12 protein-coding genes are annotated in these 14703 nt (G+C 75.3%); 2 read left to right on the forward strand and 10 right to left on the reverse strand.

The features are described 5' to 3' along the window. The first annotated feature begins 232 nt into the window (after window positions 1-232). Both ACFCLZ_RS30335 and ACFCLZ_RS30340 read left to right on the forward strand, forming a co-directional pair. The gene (locus tag ACFCLZ_RS30335; RefSeq protein WP_380281082.1) at window positions 233-712 is read left to right on the forward strand and encodes a hypothetical protein; all 480 of its coding nucleotides are present in this window, start codon (window positions 233-235) and stop codon (window positions 710-712) included. A 131-nt stretch (window positions 713-843) separates the two neighbouring features. Beyond that, complete coding sequence (locus ACFCLZ_RS30340) at window positions 844-2226, forward strand: multidrug effflux MFS transporter (protein WP_380281083.1); 1383 nt, start codon at window positions 844-846, stop codon at window positions 2224-2226. A gap of 177 nt (window positions 2227-2403) precedes the next feature. On the opposite strand, the gene ACFCLZ_RS30345 is transcribed toward ACFCLZ_RS30340, so the two are convergent. The 10 genes from ACFCLZ_RS30345 to ACFCLZ_RS30390 all read right to left on the reverse strand — a co-directional run bounded on the left by ACFCLZ_RS30345 (window position 2404) and on the right by ACFCLZ_RS30390 (window position 14543). After that, complete coding sequence (locus tag ACFCLZ_RS30345) at window positions 2404-4527, reverse strand: glycosyl hydrolase family 18 protein (protein ID WP_380281084.1); 2124 nt, start codon at window positions 4525-4527, stop codon at window positions 2404-2406. Window positions 4528-5508: 981 nt separating this feature from the next. Continuing rightward, window positions 5509-6156: a hypothetical protein gene (locus tag ACFCLZ_RS30350; RefSeq protein ID WP_380281085.1), complete on the reverse strand. Its 648-nt coding sequence runs from the start codon at window positions 6154-6156 to the stop codon at window positions 5509-5511. Between the two features lie 83 nt (window positions 6157-6239). Next, window positions 6240-7223 carry an ABC transporter substrate-binding protein gene (locus ACFCLZ_RS30355; RefSeq protein ID WP_380281086.1) on the reverse strand — a complete coding sequence of 328 codons (984 nt, stop codon included), beginning with the start codon at window positions 7221-7223 and terminating at the stop codon, window positions 6240-6242. A gap of 89 nt (window positions 7224-7312) precedes the next feature. Further along, a complete protein-coding gene (locus ACFCLZ_RS30360) occupies window positions 7313-8005 on the reverse strand; it encodes an ABC transporter permease (RefSeq protein ID WP_380281087.1) in 693 nt (230 codons plus the stop codon). Continuing rightward, entirely contained in the window at window positions 8002-8670 is a 669-nt protein-coding gene (locus ACFCLZ_RS30365) for an ABC transporter permease (RefSeq protein WP_380281088.1), read from the reverse strand. The genes ACFCLZ_RS30360 and ACFCLZ_RS30365 overlap by 4 nt, the downstream gene beginning before the upstream one ends. Beyond that, complete coding sequence (locus tag ACFCLZ_RS30370; protein ID WP_380281089.1) at window positions 8660-9856, reverse strand: ABC transporter ATP-binding protein; 1197 nt, start codon at window positions 9854-9856, stop codon at window positions 8660-8662. The genes ACFCLZ_RS30365 and ACFCLZ_RS30370 overlap by 11 nt, the downstream gene beginning before the upstream one ends. Window positions 9857-10136: 280 nt before the next feature. Next, on the reverse strand, window positions 10137-10523 hold the full coding sequence (locus ACFCLZ_RS30375; protein ID WP_380281090.1) for a rhodanese-like domain-containing protein: 387 nt from the start codon (window positions 10521-10523) through the stop codon (window positions 10137-10139). After that, window positions 10517-11053: a cysteine dioxygenase gene (locus tag ACFCLZ_RS30380; protein ID WP_380281091.1), complete on the reverse strand. Its 537-nt coding sequence runs from the start codon at window positions 11051-11053 to the stop codon at window positions 10517-10519. Before ACFCLZ_RS30380 ends, ACFCLZ_RS30375 begins: the two co-directional genes overlap by 7 nt. 197 nt (window positions 11054-11250) lie before the next feature. Further along, the gene (locus ACFCLZ_RS30385) at window positions 11251-11331 is read right to left on the reverse strand and encodes a putative leader peptide (RefSeq protein ID WP_350561156.1); all 81 of its coding nucleotides are present in this window, start codon (window positions 11329-11331) and stop codon (window positions 11251-11253) included. A 47-nt stretch (window positions 11332-11378) separates the two neighbouring features. Beyond that, window positions 11379-14543: a hypothetical protein gene (locus ACFCLZ_RS30390; RefSeq protein ID WP_380281092.1), complete on the reverse strand. Its 3165-nt coding sequence runs from the start codon at window positions 14541-14543 to the stop codon at window positions 11379-11381. Window positions 14544-14703: the final 160 nt, after the last annotated feature.

The following is a 14703-nucleotide window of genomic DNA, read 5'->3' on the forward strand; positions in this document are numbered from 1 at the left end:
CCCGGCCGGTCCGGGCCAGGCTCGACCAGGGAGAACCCCGAGACCGGCCGGGCGCGCGTACGCCTCAAGGTGGAGGAGCTACCCCCCAAGGACGGCGCGAGGTCACGACCTGCCGGTGACGATCCGGCACCCCGGCGCGCACCAGGATGGAGACGGACCGGGACGCCGGTCCCGGAGCCGGGGAAGCGGGCGCCGGACGCACAGCACCACACACGGGAGAGGACAGTCGGGCATGAACGGCATCGCGGGCAGGATCGCACTCACAGTGGCCGGCACCGGCATGGCCGTCGCCGTCGCGGCCGTGGCGGTCGGGCCGAGGGTCGCCGAGTGGTACGACGGCCGGCACCAGGAGCAGTCCACCTACGCCAGCGGCAGCGCGGCCAAGGCCGACCACCGCGCCGTGCCGGCCTGGCTGCCCGACAACGCCTCCTCCATCCGCTACCTGATGTCCACCACCGGCGACGACCGCCTGCTGACCGCCACCCTCCCGGAGGGACGGCTGCCCGCCGGCTGCCGGACGGCCGCCCCCGGCAAGGGCGGCCACCCGGCGCCGGTCTCGCTCAAGGCGGGCTGGTTCCCGGAGGGGATCACCGCCAAGGCGGCCGGCTCCTGCGGCCATTACCACGTCGCCCTGACCGGCAACCAGCTCTACGCCTGGCAGGACGGCGCCGCCGTCCAGGCCGCCCTGCGGGCCGAACGGCTCGCGCGCTGAGACGGCGTCACCGGAGGCCGGCCGCCCCGCCCCGGACGGACCCGGCGGCCGCCCCCCGACTGTCGGCGGCCCGGGGAGCTGCGGTAGGACGGAGCGAGCACGAACGCCGTGCCCGTTCCGAGAGGAGCCCCATGCCTGGTCCGACCGCCGGCTCTGCCGGTGACACGTCGACCGCCGCCTCCGCCTCCCCCGCCCCCGCCGACTCCCTCACCGGCACCGCCGAGCCCGCCGCCGAGCCCGCCGCCGAGCCCGGCACCGACCCCGCCCTCGCCGACCCCGGCACCGCCAAGGCCCGGGCGGACGGCGGCGCGAACGGCCGCGCCACCATCCTCGTCCTCGGCGGACTGGTCGCCCTCGGCCCGCTCACCACCGACCTCTACCTGCCCGGCCTGCCCGCGATCGCCGACGACCTCGCCGTCGAACCGGCCGCCGTCCAGCTCACCCTCACCTTCTCGATGTTCGGCGTCGCCGCCGGCCAGCTGATCTTCGGACCGCTCAGCGACCGCTTCGGCCGCCGCCCGCCGCTGCTCGCCGGACTCGTCGTCTACACCCTCGCCAGCCTCGTCTGCGTGATCGCGCCCAACCTGTCCGTGCTGATCGCCGCCCGCTTCGTCCAGGGCGCCGCCGGCGCCGCCGGACTCGTCATCGGCCGCGCCGTCGCCCGCGACCGCTTCGAGGGCGTCGCGATGATCCGCTTCCTCGCCTCGATCACCCTGATATCCGGCCTCGCCCCGATCCTCGCCCCGCTGTTCGGCGCCCAGCTGCTGCGCGTCACCTCCTGGCGCGGCACCTTCGGCGCCCTGGTCGGCCTCGGCCTGCTGCTCACCCTGGTGGCCTTCGGCGCCCTGCGCGAGACCCTCCCGGCCGGCAGCCGGCGCGGCGGCGGCCTGGCCGCCACGCTGCGCACGATGGGCGGGCTCCTGCGCGACGTGCCGTTCCTCGGCCTGCTCCTGACCAGCACCTTCGCCTTCGGCGCGCTGTTCGGCTACATCAGCGGCTCCTCGGTGGTGCTGCAGCACGTCTACCACGTGTCGCCGCAGACCTACAGCCTGCTGTTCGGGCTCAACTCGGTGGCCATCGTCGGCTCCACCCAGGTGAACGCGCGGCTCCTCGCACCCCGCTTCGCCGCCGCCACGCTGATGCGCACGGGCCTGGCGGCGATGATCGCCGCCGGAACGTTCCTGGTCCTGGCCACCGCCGTCTGGGACCTCGGGCTGGTCGCCGTCTGCGCCTCGCTGTTCGTGATGATGGCCGGCCTCGGCATCGTCCTGCCGAACTCGGCCGCCCGGGCGCTGAGCCTGGTCGCACCGCAGGCCGCCGGCTCCGCCTCCGCCCTCCTCGGCACCGCCAACTTCCTCTGCGGCGCCGTCGTCGCCCCGCTCAGCAGCCTGGGCGGGAGCCCCTCGGCGGTGCTGCTCGCGGTCGTCGTGCTCGGCTGCTCGCTGCTCGCCGCGCTGTCCTTCCTGCTGCTCCTGCGGCCCGGGCGGCGCGCCCCGGAACCGGCCGTCGCGTAGCCGGCCGCCCGGCGCGCAGTCGGCGCCGGCCGCCGAAACGGCCCCCGCCGGGGTGCCGCGACACGAGGGTCGCGGCACCCCGGCGGGGAGTGGTGCGGGGGCTGACAGCTGACAGTTGACGTTATCTGTCATCTGTTGTCTGTCAGCTGAAATCTGTCAGTTGTCAGTTGTCAGCCGTCAGGCGATCGAGAAGTCGTCGCCGAAGACGCTGCCCTGCCCGTACCAGCCGTGCAGGTACACCGTCACCGTGCCGGAGGCACCGGTGGTGAACGGGACGCTGAGCTTGGTCCAGCCGGAGCCGCTGGTCCACGCGGAGCCGGTGGCGCCGCCGCTCACGCCGATGTAGGAGTAGTTGCCCTGCACCCAACCGGTCAGCGTGTACGCCTTGTTGGGCGCCAGGGTGACGGTCTGGGAGCACTCGCCGGTCTGCGATGCGGTGGCCGCGGCCTGCAGCGCGTACGAGCCCGAGTGCGCCGGGGTGCTCACCACGGAGCCGCCGGCCTGGCAGGTCCACGGACCCAGGCTGCCGGTCTCCAGACCGCCGTTGGCCAGGCCGCCGGGCGGGGTGACCCCGGTGACGGTCAGCGTGTAGGTGGTGGTGTGGCTGCCGGAGGCGGCGGTGCCGGTGACGGTGAGCGGGTAGGTGCCGGGGGTGGTGGTGGCCGCGGTGGCGACGGTCAGCGTCGCGGGCGAACCGGCGGTGACGCTGCCGGGGTTGACCGTGGCGGTGACGCCGGCCGGGGCGCCGCCGACGCTGAGGGCGACGCTCTGCGCGGAGCCGGCGACCACACCGGTGTTGACGGTGGCACTGGCGGAGGAGCCCGCCGCCACGGAGCCGGCGGCCGGGCTGACGGCGACCGAGAAGTCGTTGCCCGGCTGGGTGCTCGTCACCTTCAGCGTGTAGGTGGCGGTGTGGACGCTGCCGGTGGCGGCGGCGGTGCCGGTGACGGTGAGCGGGTAGGTGCCGGCGGCGGCGTTGGCCGCGGTGGTGACGGTGAGCGTCGCGGGCGAACCGGCGAGGACGGTGCCGGGGTTGACCGTCGCGGTGACGCCGGCGGGCGCGCCGCTGACGGACAGGCCGAGGCTCAGCGCGGTGCCGGAGGGCGTACCGCCGGCCGGGACGACCTCGGCGGTGGTGATGGTGGCGGTGGTGGACGAACCGGCCGCCACCGTACCCGCGTTGGGGTTCACGCCGAGCGAGAAGTCGCTCTCGGGCGGGAAGTTGCTGGTGAACGGCGCGAAGATCCTGCTGAAGTCCCAGTTGTTCTGCGGGAGCCCGGAGCAGTCGTCGCGCCCGCCGACGCCGGGGCACTTGCCGGTGTCGCGCTGCAGCGCCCAGAACGACAGCGTGTTGATGCCCCTGGAGATGGCCCAGTTGTAGACCGCGGTCGCGTTGGCGAGCGTGAAGGTCTCCGCCGCGCCGAAGTCGTCGATGCCGGGCATCTCGATGATGCCGATGGAGCCCCAGAGCTGCGCGGGGGTCTTGGTCGGGTACAGCTTGGCCAGCTGGTTGTACAGGCCGGTCGTCGCGGTCTGGGTGTCGACGGCCATGTCGTGCGTGGCGTTGTCGTAGTAGTCGAACGTCATCAGGTTGACGACGTCGATCCGCGCGTTGTTGGTGACGGCGTTGCGCAGCAGCGCGATGCCGTTGGAGGCGGGGCCGCTGGTGGTGGTCGGCAGCGTGTAGGAGAACTGGATCTGCCGGCCGTTGGCGGCGGCCCAGTCCTGCGTCAGCTTGATCGCCTTGTTGCGGCGGTCGACGCCCGCGGAGTTGTCCAGCGAGTCGGCCTCGATGTCGAGGTCGATCCGGCTGATGTCGTACGTGGTGATGAGCTTCTGGTAGGCGGCGGCGATCTGGTTGACGTCGGTGCAGCTGTCGGCCAGTTCGGTGCCGGTGGTGTCGGCGGTGTAGCCGCCGAACGACGGGATCACGTCGCCGCCGTTGGCCCTGATGGTGGCGAAGTCGGCGCCGAAGGAGGACTGCGCGATCGGCAGCGAGGTGTCGCCGTTCCAGTACGGCGTGCAGGAACCCTTGGTGGCGGTCTGCAGGAACGCCATCGTCAGGTGCTTGGCACCGGACTGGGCGGCCAGCGCGGCGGGGCTCTCGCCGGTCCACGACTCGAAGTAGGGGGCGAACACCCGGCTGGGCAGGGGCTTCGCGGCGGTCGTGGCGCTCACCTGGGCGGGGGCCGGGCCGGCGGGCGCGGCGTCGGCCACCGCCGCGCCGGCGACCAGGCCGGCCGAGGCGACGAGCGCGGCACAGGCCGTCAGGGCGGACCGGAATGTTCTGCGTAGACGCATGGGTTCTCCAACAGGCGTGGTGGGGCAGGACGTTGGTGAAGCGTGCGGAAAGGCGCTGCGGAACTGGCGGGACCTTGCGGGGGCGTACGGGACCCTCGTAGGGGGAGAGGACCGTGCGGCGGGACGGGTGGCGCGGGGGTGTGCGGATTCCCGCAGGCACGCGGCACGGACGGCCGGCGTGCGCGGACGCGCGTACGCCGTGGCGGGGCCTGGGGGCGGAGCAGGGCAGGGCAGGGCAGGGCAGTGCCTCGGCCGCCGGTGGTCACACCCCCACAGTGCATCCCGGTCGGATCGACATGCCTATGGTTGGACTAGACCACTCGTCTGTCAAGAGTCCTTACAGTTCGTCAGCGAAGCATATTGGGCCGAGGTTGGCCGGAGGACGGTCAACCGCCGGTAATCCGGTTGTGGCCCGGTCGGTCGCTCCGACATCATCGGGGCATGCGAGACCTCGACTGGAAGCTCGACAGAGAGGGCGATTGTCGCCCGCACGGGTGAGCCCCCGGCTCCCGGGTCCCGGCCCGCCGCCACCGGTGGCCGACGGCCGGACCAAGTCCGTTCGCTCCCGCCCCCGTTCGCGGGTCCTGCCGCCCTGCCGTTCCATCGCTCTCCCGCGCTTTTGCTCGCCCGCTCTCCCGGGCGCGCCACGCGGAAGCCCTTCACCTGGACGCGACCGTGCGCCGGGCGTCCGCCCGGCCACCGGGCATCTGCCGTGCGCCGGGTGTCCGCCCGTACACCGCTGCGCCCGTGCGTCCGCACACCCGCTCGCCGCGTGACGTGCGCCCGATGGCCGCGCGTCTTACCTGTGTCGACCCCTCGAAAGGAGGAACCGTGGACTTCATCTCGTCCGACGACAAGGACACCGCCTGGAGCCTCGTCTGAGCCGGGGATGTGTGCCGTGGCCGCGCGGTGGTCGTCGCGCGCGGCCACGGTGGCCCGGAGCTCAGGACACCGGGCCGTTCGGGGGCCTGCCGGAGCGGTTCAGGCCGGCGGGCAGAGGGTGGTGCGCAGCGCGTCCAGGATTTTCTCCGCCTTCTCCGGTCCGAAACCCTGGGGGTGGGTGGGATCCGTGAAGCGCTGGTTGGCCAGATCGATCAACTTCGCCCGGTCCTTCGGGAACTGGTACATCGTCTGGCACTGGCTGCGGGCCCGGTCGACGGCCCGGTCGGGCTGTCCGCCGACGATCGCCGGGTCGATCGCCTCCAGTGCGGCGACGAGCCGCGCGGTGAGGTCCGCGGCCGGCTCGGCCGGCAGGCCGGCGTCGGTGGGCGGCGCGGGCTTCGGCGCGGCCGGGGGATCGGCCGGGGAGCCGGCGCCCGGCGCGGAGTCCGTGGCCCCCGGGGCGGGCGGGTTCCCGGTCGCGGTCCCGGTCGGCGGCGCGCCGGCGGAGGCGCCGGCCGTGCCGCCCGGGCCGGAGGCCTCGGGGGCGCCCGGCGCGGGGGCGGAGGCGGTCGCCGAGGGGGACGCGGCGGCCGTCGCCGCGCCGGTACCGGACGCCGTGGGCGCGCCGGCGGCGGAGGGGGTGGTGCCGGCGGCGGTGCTGCCGGAGCCCGAGCCGGAGCTGGAGCACGCGGCGAGGCTCACCGCGGCGCAGGCCGTGAGGGTGGCGGCGAGGAGACGAGTGCGCATGCCGTCACACTGTCATGTTCGCGCCGTTCAAGGGAAGATCTGCCGGGCCCGGGATCGGCTCCCGGACCCGGCGTCCCGCGCGGTCAGGACAGGCCGTTGCTCTTCAGCCAGTCCTTGGCCACCGCCGACGGGTCCTCCTTGTCGACCGCGACCTTCTTCATCAGCGCCAGCAGCCCCTCGGTGTCCAGCTTCGCCGACACCGCGTTGAGCGCGCCGGTCGCCGTCGCGTCCACCTTGGCCTTGTTGACCAGCGGCGTCACGTTCTGGGCGGCGAACAGGCTCTTCGGGTCGGTGAGCGGGACGAGCTTGAGCTGCGCGATCTTCGGGTCGGTCGAGAAGACGTTGCCGACCTGCACCGAGCCGTCCTTGATCGCGTTGGCCGTGGTGTCGCCGGTCGACTTCCACTCCTTGAACGTCAGGCCGTAGACGTCCTTGAGCGGCTGCTCCTGGCGCGACTTGAACTCCGGCGGGCCGCCGATGGTCAACTCGCCCGCCTTGGCGGCCAGGTCGGCGATCGACTTCAGCCCGAACTTGTCGGCGGTCTCCTGGCTGACGCTCAGGGTGTCCTTGTCCTCGGCGGGCGAGGAGTCCAGGACCGCGAGCGCGGCGGGAAGCGTCTTGGCCAGCTCGGCGTTGACGGCGGCGGTGCTCGGATCCGCCGACTTGCCGCCCAGGTAGGCGAGCAGCGAGCCGTTGTACTCCGGCAGCACGGACAGGCTGCCGCTCTGCAACTGCCCGTAGAGCACCTCGCGGCTGCCGATGTTGAACTTCTCCTCGACCTTCACGCCCTTGGCCTTGAGCGCCTGCGAGTAGATCGAGCCGAGCAGCACGTTCTCGGGGAAGTTGGCCGAGCCGACCACGACCGTCCCGCCGGCCGGGGCGCCCGTGGCGGCGCTCCCGGAGGCGCTGCCGGGCGCCGGGGCGGCCGAGTCCTTGCCACCCAGCGGGTCGCCGCCGGAGGAGGAGCAGGCCGTCGCGGTCAGGGCGAGCGCGGCGAGCGCGGCCAGGACGCCGGCCCGGCGGCCGGCCGTCGCGACTCTCGGCGGCGCGGATACGGATGTCGACATGGAGATAGGTGTCCTTTCGCGGTGGACGTCACGGTCGGTCGAAGGAAGCGGGACGGCCGCGGCGGCAGCGCGCCGCCGGGCCGGAGCGGTCACGACGGCTGCCGGGCCGTGGCCAGCTGCTGCGCGCGCAGCCCGGGCGGGAGCGCGTAGCGGGCGAGCAGGGCGAAGAACGCCTGCGCCCCGACGGCGAGCAGGACGACCAGCAGCGCGCCGCCGACCGTCATCGCGTAGTCGCGGGTGGCCAGGCCGTCGACCACGTACCGGCCGAGACCGCCGAGCCCGACGTACGCGGCCACCGTCGCCGTCGCGACGACCTGCACGGTCGCGGTCCGGAAGCCGGCCAGCAGGGTCGGCAGCGCCGACGGCACGCAGACCTGCCACAGCACCTGCGGATGCGTCAGCCCGACGCCGCGCGCCGCGTCCCGCACGTCCGGGTCGGTGCCGCGCACGCCCTCGACGGCGGCGACCAGCAGCGGCGGCGCGGCCAGCGCGACCAGCGGCATCAGGACGGCGGTGTCGCCGACCCCGGCGAGCAGCACCGCCAGCGTCACCAGCCCGAGTGTGGGCAGCGCGCGGGCGGCGCCGGCCAGCGCGGTCACCGCGGTGACGCCGCGCCCGGTGTAGCCGATCAGCAGCCCGAGCGGGACGGCCAGCAGCGCGGCGAAGAGCAGGGCCTCGCCGGAGAACAGCAGGTGCTCGGCGATCCGGTTCGCGATCGAGTTCGGGCCGCTGCGGCGGTCCGGGTCGGAGAAGAAGTCCCCCAGCCAGGTGAGCCAGTTCACCGGCCCGCTCCCTTCTCCCGCACGGCCCAGGGCGCCAGCAGCCGGCGGGCGCCGACCAGCAGCAGGTCCACGGCCAGGGCGAGCGCGGCGATCAGCACGATTCCGGCCACGATCGGGGTCGGGAAGGTGCGCTGGAACCCGTCGACGAACAGGTAGCCGAGCCCGCCGCGCCCGACCAGCGCGCCCACCGAGGCCAGCGAGATGCTGGAGACGGCCGCCACCCGCAGACCGGCCACCAGGTAGGGGACGGCGGCGGGCAGTTCGACGGCGGCCAGCCGGTGCCACGGCCCGTACCCCATCGCGGTGGCGGCCTGCCGCACCGGGTCGGGCACGGCGCGCAGCCCGTCCACCGTGGTGGGCAGCAGCACGGCGAGCGCGTAGAAGGTGAGCGGGATCATCACGGTGGCCTGGGTGGCCAGCCCCGTGTAGGGGATGAGCACGACGAAGACGGCCAGCGAGGGCAGGGCGTAGACGATGTTGAAGACGGCGGCGAGCGGCTGGTAGAGGCGCGGGTGGCGGGCGCAGGCCAGCCCGAGCGGGACCGCCAGCAGCAGGCCGATCAGGACCGGGAGCAGCGCGATCACGGCGTGGTCGGCGAGCAGGTCGCCGAGGTAGCCGAGGTGGTCGCCGATCCAGTACCAGCGGACGATCGGTTCACCGTCCACCGGCGGCTCCGTCCTTCTCGGCTGCGGCTGCGGCTGCGGCCTCCGAGGCCTCCGAGGCCTCGGAGACACCGGCGAACCCGTCGAACCCGGCGGCGTCGGGGCCACCGGTGGCCCCGGCCGGGGAGGGGCGGGCCGCGAGCGCGGTCAGCACGGCCTCGCGGTCGGCCGTCCCGGTCGCCCTGCCGTCGGCGTCCAGGGCGACGGCGACCCCGGCGGGGGAGAGCACGGCGGCATCCAGTGCCGCGCGGAGCGTGTCGGCCTCGGGGCGGAACCCGGGCGCCGGCTGGAGGGCGGCCCCCGCCGCGTCCCGGTCGATCCACCCGATCGGACGGCGCTCGTCGTCCAGCACGAGCTCCCACCCGCCGAAGCGCGCCGTGCCGTTCGCCCGGCCGCCCCCCGGTGCGACCGGTATCGGCCGGACGGCCACGGTCGCGGCGGGCCGCAGCCCGAGCCCGCGCAGGCCCCGGTCGCGGCCGAGGAAGGCGGCGACGTCCGCGTCGGCGGGCGCCGTCAGCAGCGTGTGCGGGTCCGCGAGCTGGGCGATCCGGCCCCGCTCGCGCAGCACCACGACCTGGTCGCCGAGCCGGACGGCCTCCTCGATGTCGTGGGTCACGAACAGCACCGTCTTGTGCAACTCGGACTGGAGGCGCAGCAGCTCCTCCTGGAGCCCGGCCCGCACCACCGGGTCGACGGCGCTGAACGGCTCGTCCATCAGCAGCACCGGCGGATCGGCCGCCAGCGCCCGCGCCACGCCGACGCGCTGCTGCTGGCCGCCGGAGAGCTGGAACGGGTACCGCCGGGCGGTCTCCGGGGCGAGCCCGACCAGGTCGAGGAGCTCGGCTGCCCGCGCGCGGGCCTTCTTCCGGTCCCAGCCGAGCAGATAGGGGACGGTCGCGACGTTGTCGATCACCCGGCGGTGCGGGAACAGCCCGGCCTGCTGGATCACGTACCCGATGCCGCGCCGCAGCTTCGCCGGATCCAGCGCCGCGACGTCGGTGCCGTCCAGCAGGACCCGGCCCGAGGTCGGCTCGATCATGCGGTTGACCATCCGTAGCAGGGTGGTCTTGCCACAGCCGGACGGTCCGACCAGCACGGTCGTGCGACCGGTGGGGACGTCGAGGTCGAGGCCCTCGACGGCGACCGTGCCGTCGGGGTGGCGCTTGCCCGCGCCGTCGAATCTGATCACGGGGGTTGTCCTCGTCTCGGCGGCCCCCGGCGGCGGCGCCGATGGTGTCGTCTGGCGGTCTGGCGGTCTGGCGGTCTGGCGGTCTGGCGGTCTGGCGGTCTGGCGGTCTCGGTCGGTGTGCCTGTCGGTCGCGCGACTGCCCGCCCTGGCGGCGGTGGAAACTCTGATCAGCCTATGACCTGACGGCCCCTGTGTCCCTGATTTCCCGGCCGTGGCCGGATCCGCCGGGCGTCACGCCCCCGCGGATCCGGCCGCCCGGCGGCCCTCGGTCGCGGCCCGCTCACCCGCCCTGACGGGTCGGCAGCCCGGCCGCCGCCCAGCCGACGAAGCCACCGTCCAGGTCGGTCGCACGGTGCAGGCCCAGCTCGCGCAGCGACGCCGCCGCCAGGCTCGACGCGTACCCCTCCGAGCAGACCAGGATCACCTCCAGGTCGTACCCGGTGGCCTCCGGGATCCGGTGACCGCCCGTCGGATCCAGCCGCCACTCCAGGACGTTGCGCTCGATGATCAGCGCGCCGGGGATCTCCCCCTCGGCCGCGCGCTGCGCCGCCGGGCGGATGTCGACCAGCAGCGCGCCGTCGCGCTGCGCGCGGTGCGCCTCCTCGGCGCCGGGCCGGTGGACGCCCTCGCGGGAGCGGGCGAGCAGGTCGTCGATCGTGGTCACCATTGGTCGGGTCCTTCCTCGGAGGTGCGGACCAGGCCGCCGGCCCGCAGTTCGTAGTGCGCCATGGAGTGGAGCGGCGGCGAGTAGGCGTGCAGCGTCACGGCCGGGCCGGACGCGGTGTTGCGGACGTCGTGCACGTACTCGGGGCCGAACGCGCGGGCGGTGCCGGACTGGATCCGCCGGATCAGCAGGCCCTGCTCGGGGCCGCCCAGCGACAGCTCCTCCAACTCGCCCAGCGCGACGGTGAACGCGCCGCGCGAGCCGCCGTGGTCGTGGAAGCCGGTGGACTGGCCCGGCAGCCAGCTGATCAGCCAGACCTCGTGGTCCTCGTCGGCGGCCAGCCGCCGGTACCAGCGCTCCTCGGTGGAGAGCCGTACGTGGTGGATCCACTGCTCGGGCTGTTCGGCCAGTTCGCGGACGATCGTCCGCAGCGCGCTCGGGGTGAGGGGCGCGCTGGTGTCCCCGGCATGGGCGGCGGCGGGTGCGGCGGCCGGGGCGGGAGCGGGTGCGTCGGGGGCCAGGTCCAGGCTCATGTGAGTGTCCTCGGAGAAGGCGGGAGGGGGATCGGAAGCGTGGTGGCGCACGCGCCGGACCGCGCCGGACCGTACCGGTCGGACGCCGGCGGGCGGCACGCTCACGCAGGGCGAAGGCGCGTCAGGAAGACGGGTGTGGCTGTACGGCGCGAACCCTGGGGGACGTCACAGGGCGGGGCCGGCGGGGAAGGAGAAGATCAACAACAGGCACAGATGGAACTCGCCTGGCGCCGGAGGTCGACGTGCAGGCGGCAGACCAGAGTGGTGCCGGTGTCCATGGGCCGGATCCTTCCCGACGGACGCGGTACGCGTCAAGCGAGCACCGTCACACCTGCCCGTTGCGCCCCTGGTCGGGCGTGGTGGCGCCGCGCTCCGCGCCGGGCGCCCGGCCCGGCCCCGGCACGCTCCCCGGCCGGCCCGGCCCCCGGCCGTTGGCCTTGCGGTCCGGTGGCGGCGCCGTTGCCGTCGCTGTTGCCGCCTCCGCCTCCGTTCCCGCCCCCGTCCCCGCCTCCGCCCCCGCCAGCGCCGCCGCGACCGCCGGTGCGGCCTGCTCGCCCAGGTACCGGCCGAGCGTCTGGTAGGCGTCGAACTGCCGGTGGTCGAACCACTGGTCGCCCGCGCCGTCGTTCGGGAACGCCGGGTCGGCCGCCGCGTACGCGTGCAGCTCGTACGGCATGCCCGGGGTGAGCACGGCCTGGGCGACGATCAGCGTGCCGTGCCGGGCCGCCGCGCCCGGTGGGCCGCCGCTCTCCCCGAGCTCCAGCGGCCACGGGTACGCGATGTCCCCGACCACCACCGCCCGGGCGGAGAGCCGGTCGGCCAGCCGCGCCGCCAGCCCGCGCAACGGCGGCTGGCCGCTCCCGCCGAGCGCCCCGCCGCCCCCGGCACTGCCCGGGACCAGCAGCTCCGGTTCGCGCAGCGTGATCGTGATGCCCAACTCCTCCTTCGCCAGGGTGATCGCCGCCGCCAGCGCGCCCGCGAAGGCGGAGTCGCCGCTCGCGTCGATGCACACCGCCGTGCGCACGCCGTGCCGCAGCAGTTCGACCAGACCGAGGTTCTCGTAGTGCCCGCCGTCGGTGGTGAGCAGGAACCGCGCGTCCATCGGGTACCGCCCGCAGGCCTCCCGCAGCTGGTAGGAGAGCCGCCGGACGGCGGGCTGCGGGGCGTACCGCCAGTCCCGGTCGGCGGCCCACAGCGGGGCGAGCGCCGCCGGGTTGGGCAGCCAGGTGCCCAACCGCGCGTTGGTCACCGCGAACAGCCCCTGGTAGGCGCGCGAGCGGCGGCCCATCGCGGAGGAGAACGCCGCGCCCGAGACGGCCATCGCCGACTGCACGGTGAGGTCGCGGGCGATGTGCCGCCGGGTGCGCCGCTCCAGCAGGTCGGTGCGCGCGTACCCGACGTCCGGCCCGCCCACGTAGTCGTGGGAGAAGGTGAACGACACCGCCCGCCGACCGGGCGGCGTGCGCGCGCTGCCGGAGAGGTTCGCCGCCGCCGCGAAGATCACCTGGGGGAAGTCCGGCTGCCGGGCGCCGTAGTGGCTGAGCCGGGTCTGCTCGCGGAAGAAGTGGTACGGCCGGGCCAGCACCTCCCCGGTCCGGCCCGGATCGTCGTCTCCACCCGCGCCCCCGCCCGCGCCTTCGCCCGCGCCCCCACCCCCGCCCGCGCCCCCGGTCGCGCCCTCGACCGACCGCCGGACGGCGAAGGCCGAGGCGAGCCGGCGCCGGTAGAAGGGGTGCAGGCCCATCCAGGTCTGGTCGAGGTTGAGCCCCACCGTGAGCAGGACCAGCGGCAGCATCAGCTGGACCGCGTCCGGCCAGGCGTGCCCGGTGGCCACCGCCCAGCCGAAGGTGAGCAGGGTGCCCGAGGTGAGCGCGGTCAGCGCCGACCAGAGCACCAGGTACTCGGTGATCCGCCCGGTGAGGCCGCCGGGCCGCCGCACCCCGGCGCCCCGCCGCACCCCGCGCAGCACACCGCCGAGCACCGCCGCGCCCTGCTCGATCGCGTGCCGGCCGTGCCAGAGGATGCCCAGCAGCAGCGCCAGGTAGCTGAGCAGCACGGTCAGGCTGATGCCGGCCCCGGTCTGCCGGACGCCGACCGCGAGCGCGCGCTGCAGCGCGACCGCGCCCCACGCCAGGCCGGGGACGGCCAGCACGCCGACGCCGGTCAGCCCGGCCAGCGCGAGCGCGCCGTGCGAGAAGCGGCGCAGCGCGCGGGGCAGCAGGGTGTTCCAGCCGAGCCAGGAGAAGGCGAGCAGCCACAGCAGCCACCCGGTGGCGGCGGTCGCCAGCAGCCCGACGACGGCGAGCACGGCGGGGGAGCGCATCGACGGCGGGCCGTCGAGGTCGGCGAGCGGCACGAGGTGGTAGAAGCGGCTCAGCCCCAGGCCCAGCACCAGGACGGCGGCGAGCAGCAGGGAGAGCGCCGCGACCAGGCCGCGCAGCAGGGTGCCGAGCGCGACCAGCCACTCGCCCGCGCCGTCCGCGAGGTACTTGGAGTGGCGCCGCAGGTGGTCCTCCTCGGGCGAGCCCGGTTCGAGCACGGTGTCGGCGTTCAGCCCGGAGCGGGCCCGGACCGGGCCGCCGGGTGCGGAGTCGCTCAGTGCCAGCTGCATCGCGCCGACGGTGTACCCGCCGCCGGAGACGGCGACCAGGTAGCGGGCCTGCTTCAGCCAGGGGCGCAGTGCCTGGAGCGCGCCGAGGGTGACACAGGCCGCGCGGATGCCGCCGCCGGAGACGCAGAAGCCGAGCCGGGCGTGCTCGCGACCGGGCGGCACCCGGGCGGCGTTGCGCCAACGGGTGTGCCCGGTGAGCGGTCCGTGGACCCGGGGGCCGGGCGGCCACCGACCGCCCCGCGCGGTCACCACCGGCCACGGCGGGATCAGCGCCGGCCCCGTCCCGGCCTCCCCGGCCGCCTCTTCCTGCTCCTCCGGCGCCCGGGGCAGCAGCGTGCGCACCGCCCGGTGCGCGGTGGCGGCGCAGACGACGACCGCCACCGCGCCCGCCGGCGGCAGCAGCAGCCATTTGACGGTGGCGAACGCGGCCGCCGCGGCGAACGGCGCGTCCCCGCCCGTCGGCCCGGGGCCGGTGCAGCCCAGGCCGGCGCCCAGCAGGATGTCCTCGGCCAGGTCGCAGCCGCCGGCCAGCACCCCGGCCAGGCCGGCGACCAGCGCGGTCAGCCGCCAGTGGGCCCGGGTGAACACGTACGCCCCGAGCATCCCGGCCGCCGCCAGCGTCACCGCGAGGCCGCCGATCAGCCACAGGTCGGCGTCCAGCGAGGCGCGGAAGGCCGGCGCCCGCCCGGCGAGCACGGCCTCGGCGGCGGCCCGCGAGCCGGCCAGCTGGAGCCGGACGTCCAGCGCGCCCTGGCCGGCGGGCGTCCGGCGGACGAACAGCAGCCATCCGAGCACCGCCGGCACCGGCACCCCGAGAGCGAGCAGCACCCCGCCCCAGGCGGGGACCCGCGCCGCCCCCCGCGTCCTGTCGGCCGTCACCACCCGTCCACCACCCCCCTTCCGGTCGTTCCGCGGCACCGCCGCCCGTCGGCGGGCTCCTCCGGCGGCGGACCGGAGGAGCGTCACCGGCTTCCTGCCCCGCACCACGCGGTTCCGCTCCTGGATTCACCCGAATGAGTAAGGAGTGCGCTCCCGGGGT

Origin of the sequence: Kitasatospora purpeofusca (assembly GCF_042691725.1) — a bacterium.
Classification (GTDB): Bacteria; Actinomycetota; Actinomycetes; order Streptomycetales; family Streptomycetaceae; genus Kitasatospora; species Kitasatospora purpeofusca_B.

What these genes read in the sequence shown, in the direction of transcription:
- ACFCLZ_RS30335 (WP_380281082.1), top strand. Translation starts at nt 233, where the DNA reads ATGAACGGCATCGCGGGCAGGATCGCACTCACAGTGGCCGGCACCGGC.
- ACFCLZ_RS30340 (WP_380281083.1), top strand. Translation starts at nt 844, where the DNA reads ATGCCTGGTCCGACCGCCGGCTCTGCCGGTGACACGTCGACCGCCGCC.
- ACFCLZ_RS30345 (WP_380281084.1), bottom strand. Translation starts at nt 4,527, where the DNA reads ATGCGTCTACGCAGAACATTCCGGTCCGCCCTGACGGCCTGTGCCGCG.
- ACFCLZ_RS30350 (WP_380281085.1), bottom strand. Translation starts at nt 6,156, where the DNA reads ATGCGCACTCGTCTCCTCGCCGCCACCCTCACGGCCTGCGCCGCGGTG.
- ACFCLZ_RS30355 (WP_380281086.1), bottom strand. Translation starts at nt 7,223, where the DNA reads ATGTCGACATCCGTATCCGCGCCGCCGAGAGTCGCGACGGCCGGCCGC.
- ACFCLZ_RS30375 (WP_380281090.1), bottom strand. Translation starts at nt 10,523, where the DNA reads ATGGTGACCACGATCGACGACCTGCTCGCCCGCTCCCGCGAGGGCGTC.
- ACFCLZ_RS30380 (WP_380281091.1), bottom strand. Translation starts at nt 11,053, where the DNA reads ATGAGCCTGGACCTGGCCCCCGACGCACCCGCTCCCGCCCCGGCCGCC.
- ACFCLZ_RS30385 (WP_350561156.1), bottom strand. Translation starts at nt 11,331, where the DNA reads ATGGACACCGGCACCACTCTGGTCTGCCGCCTGCACGTCGACCTCCGG.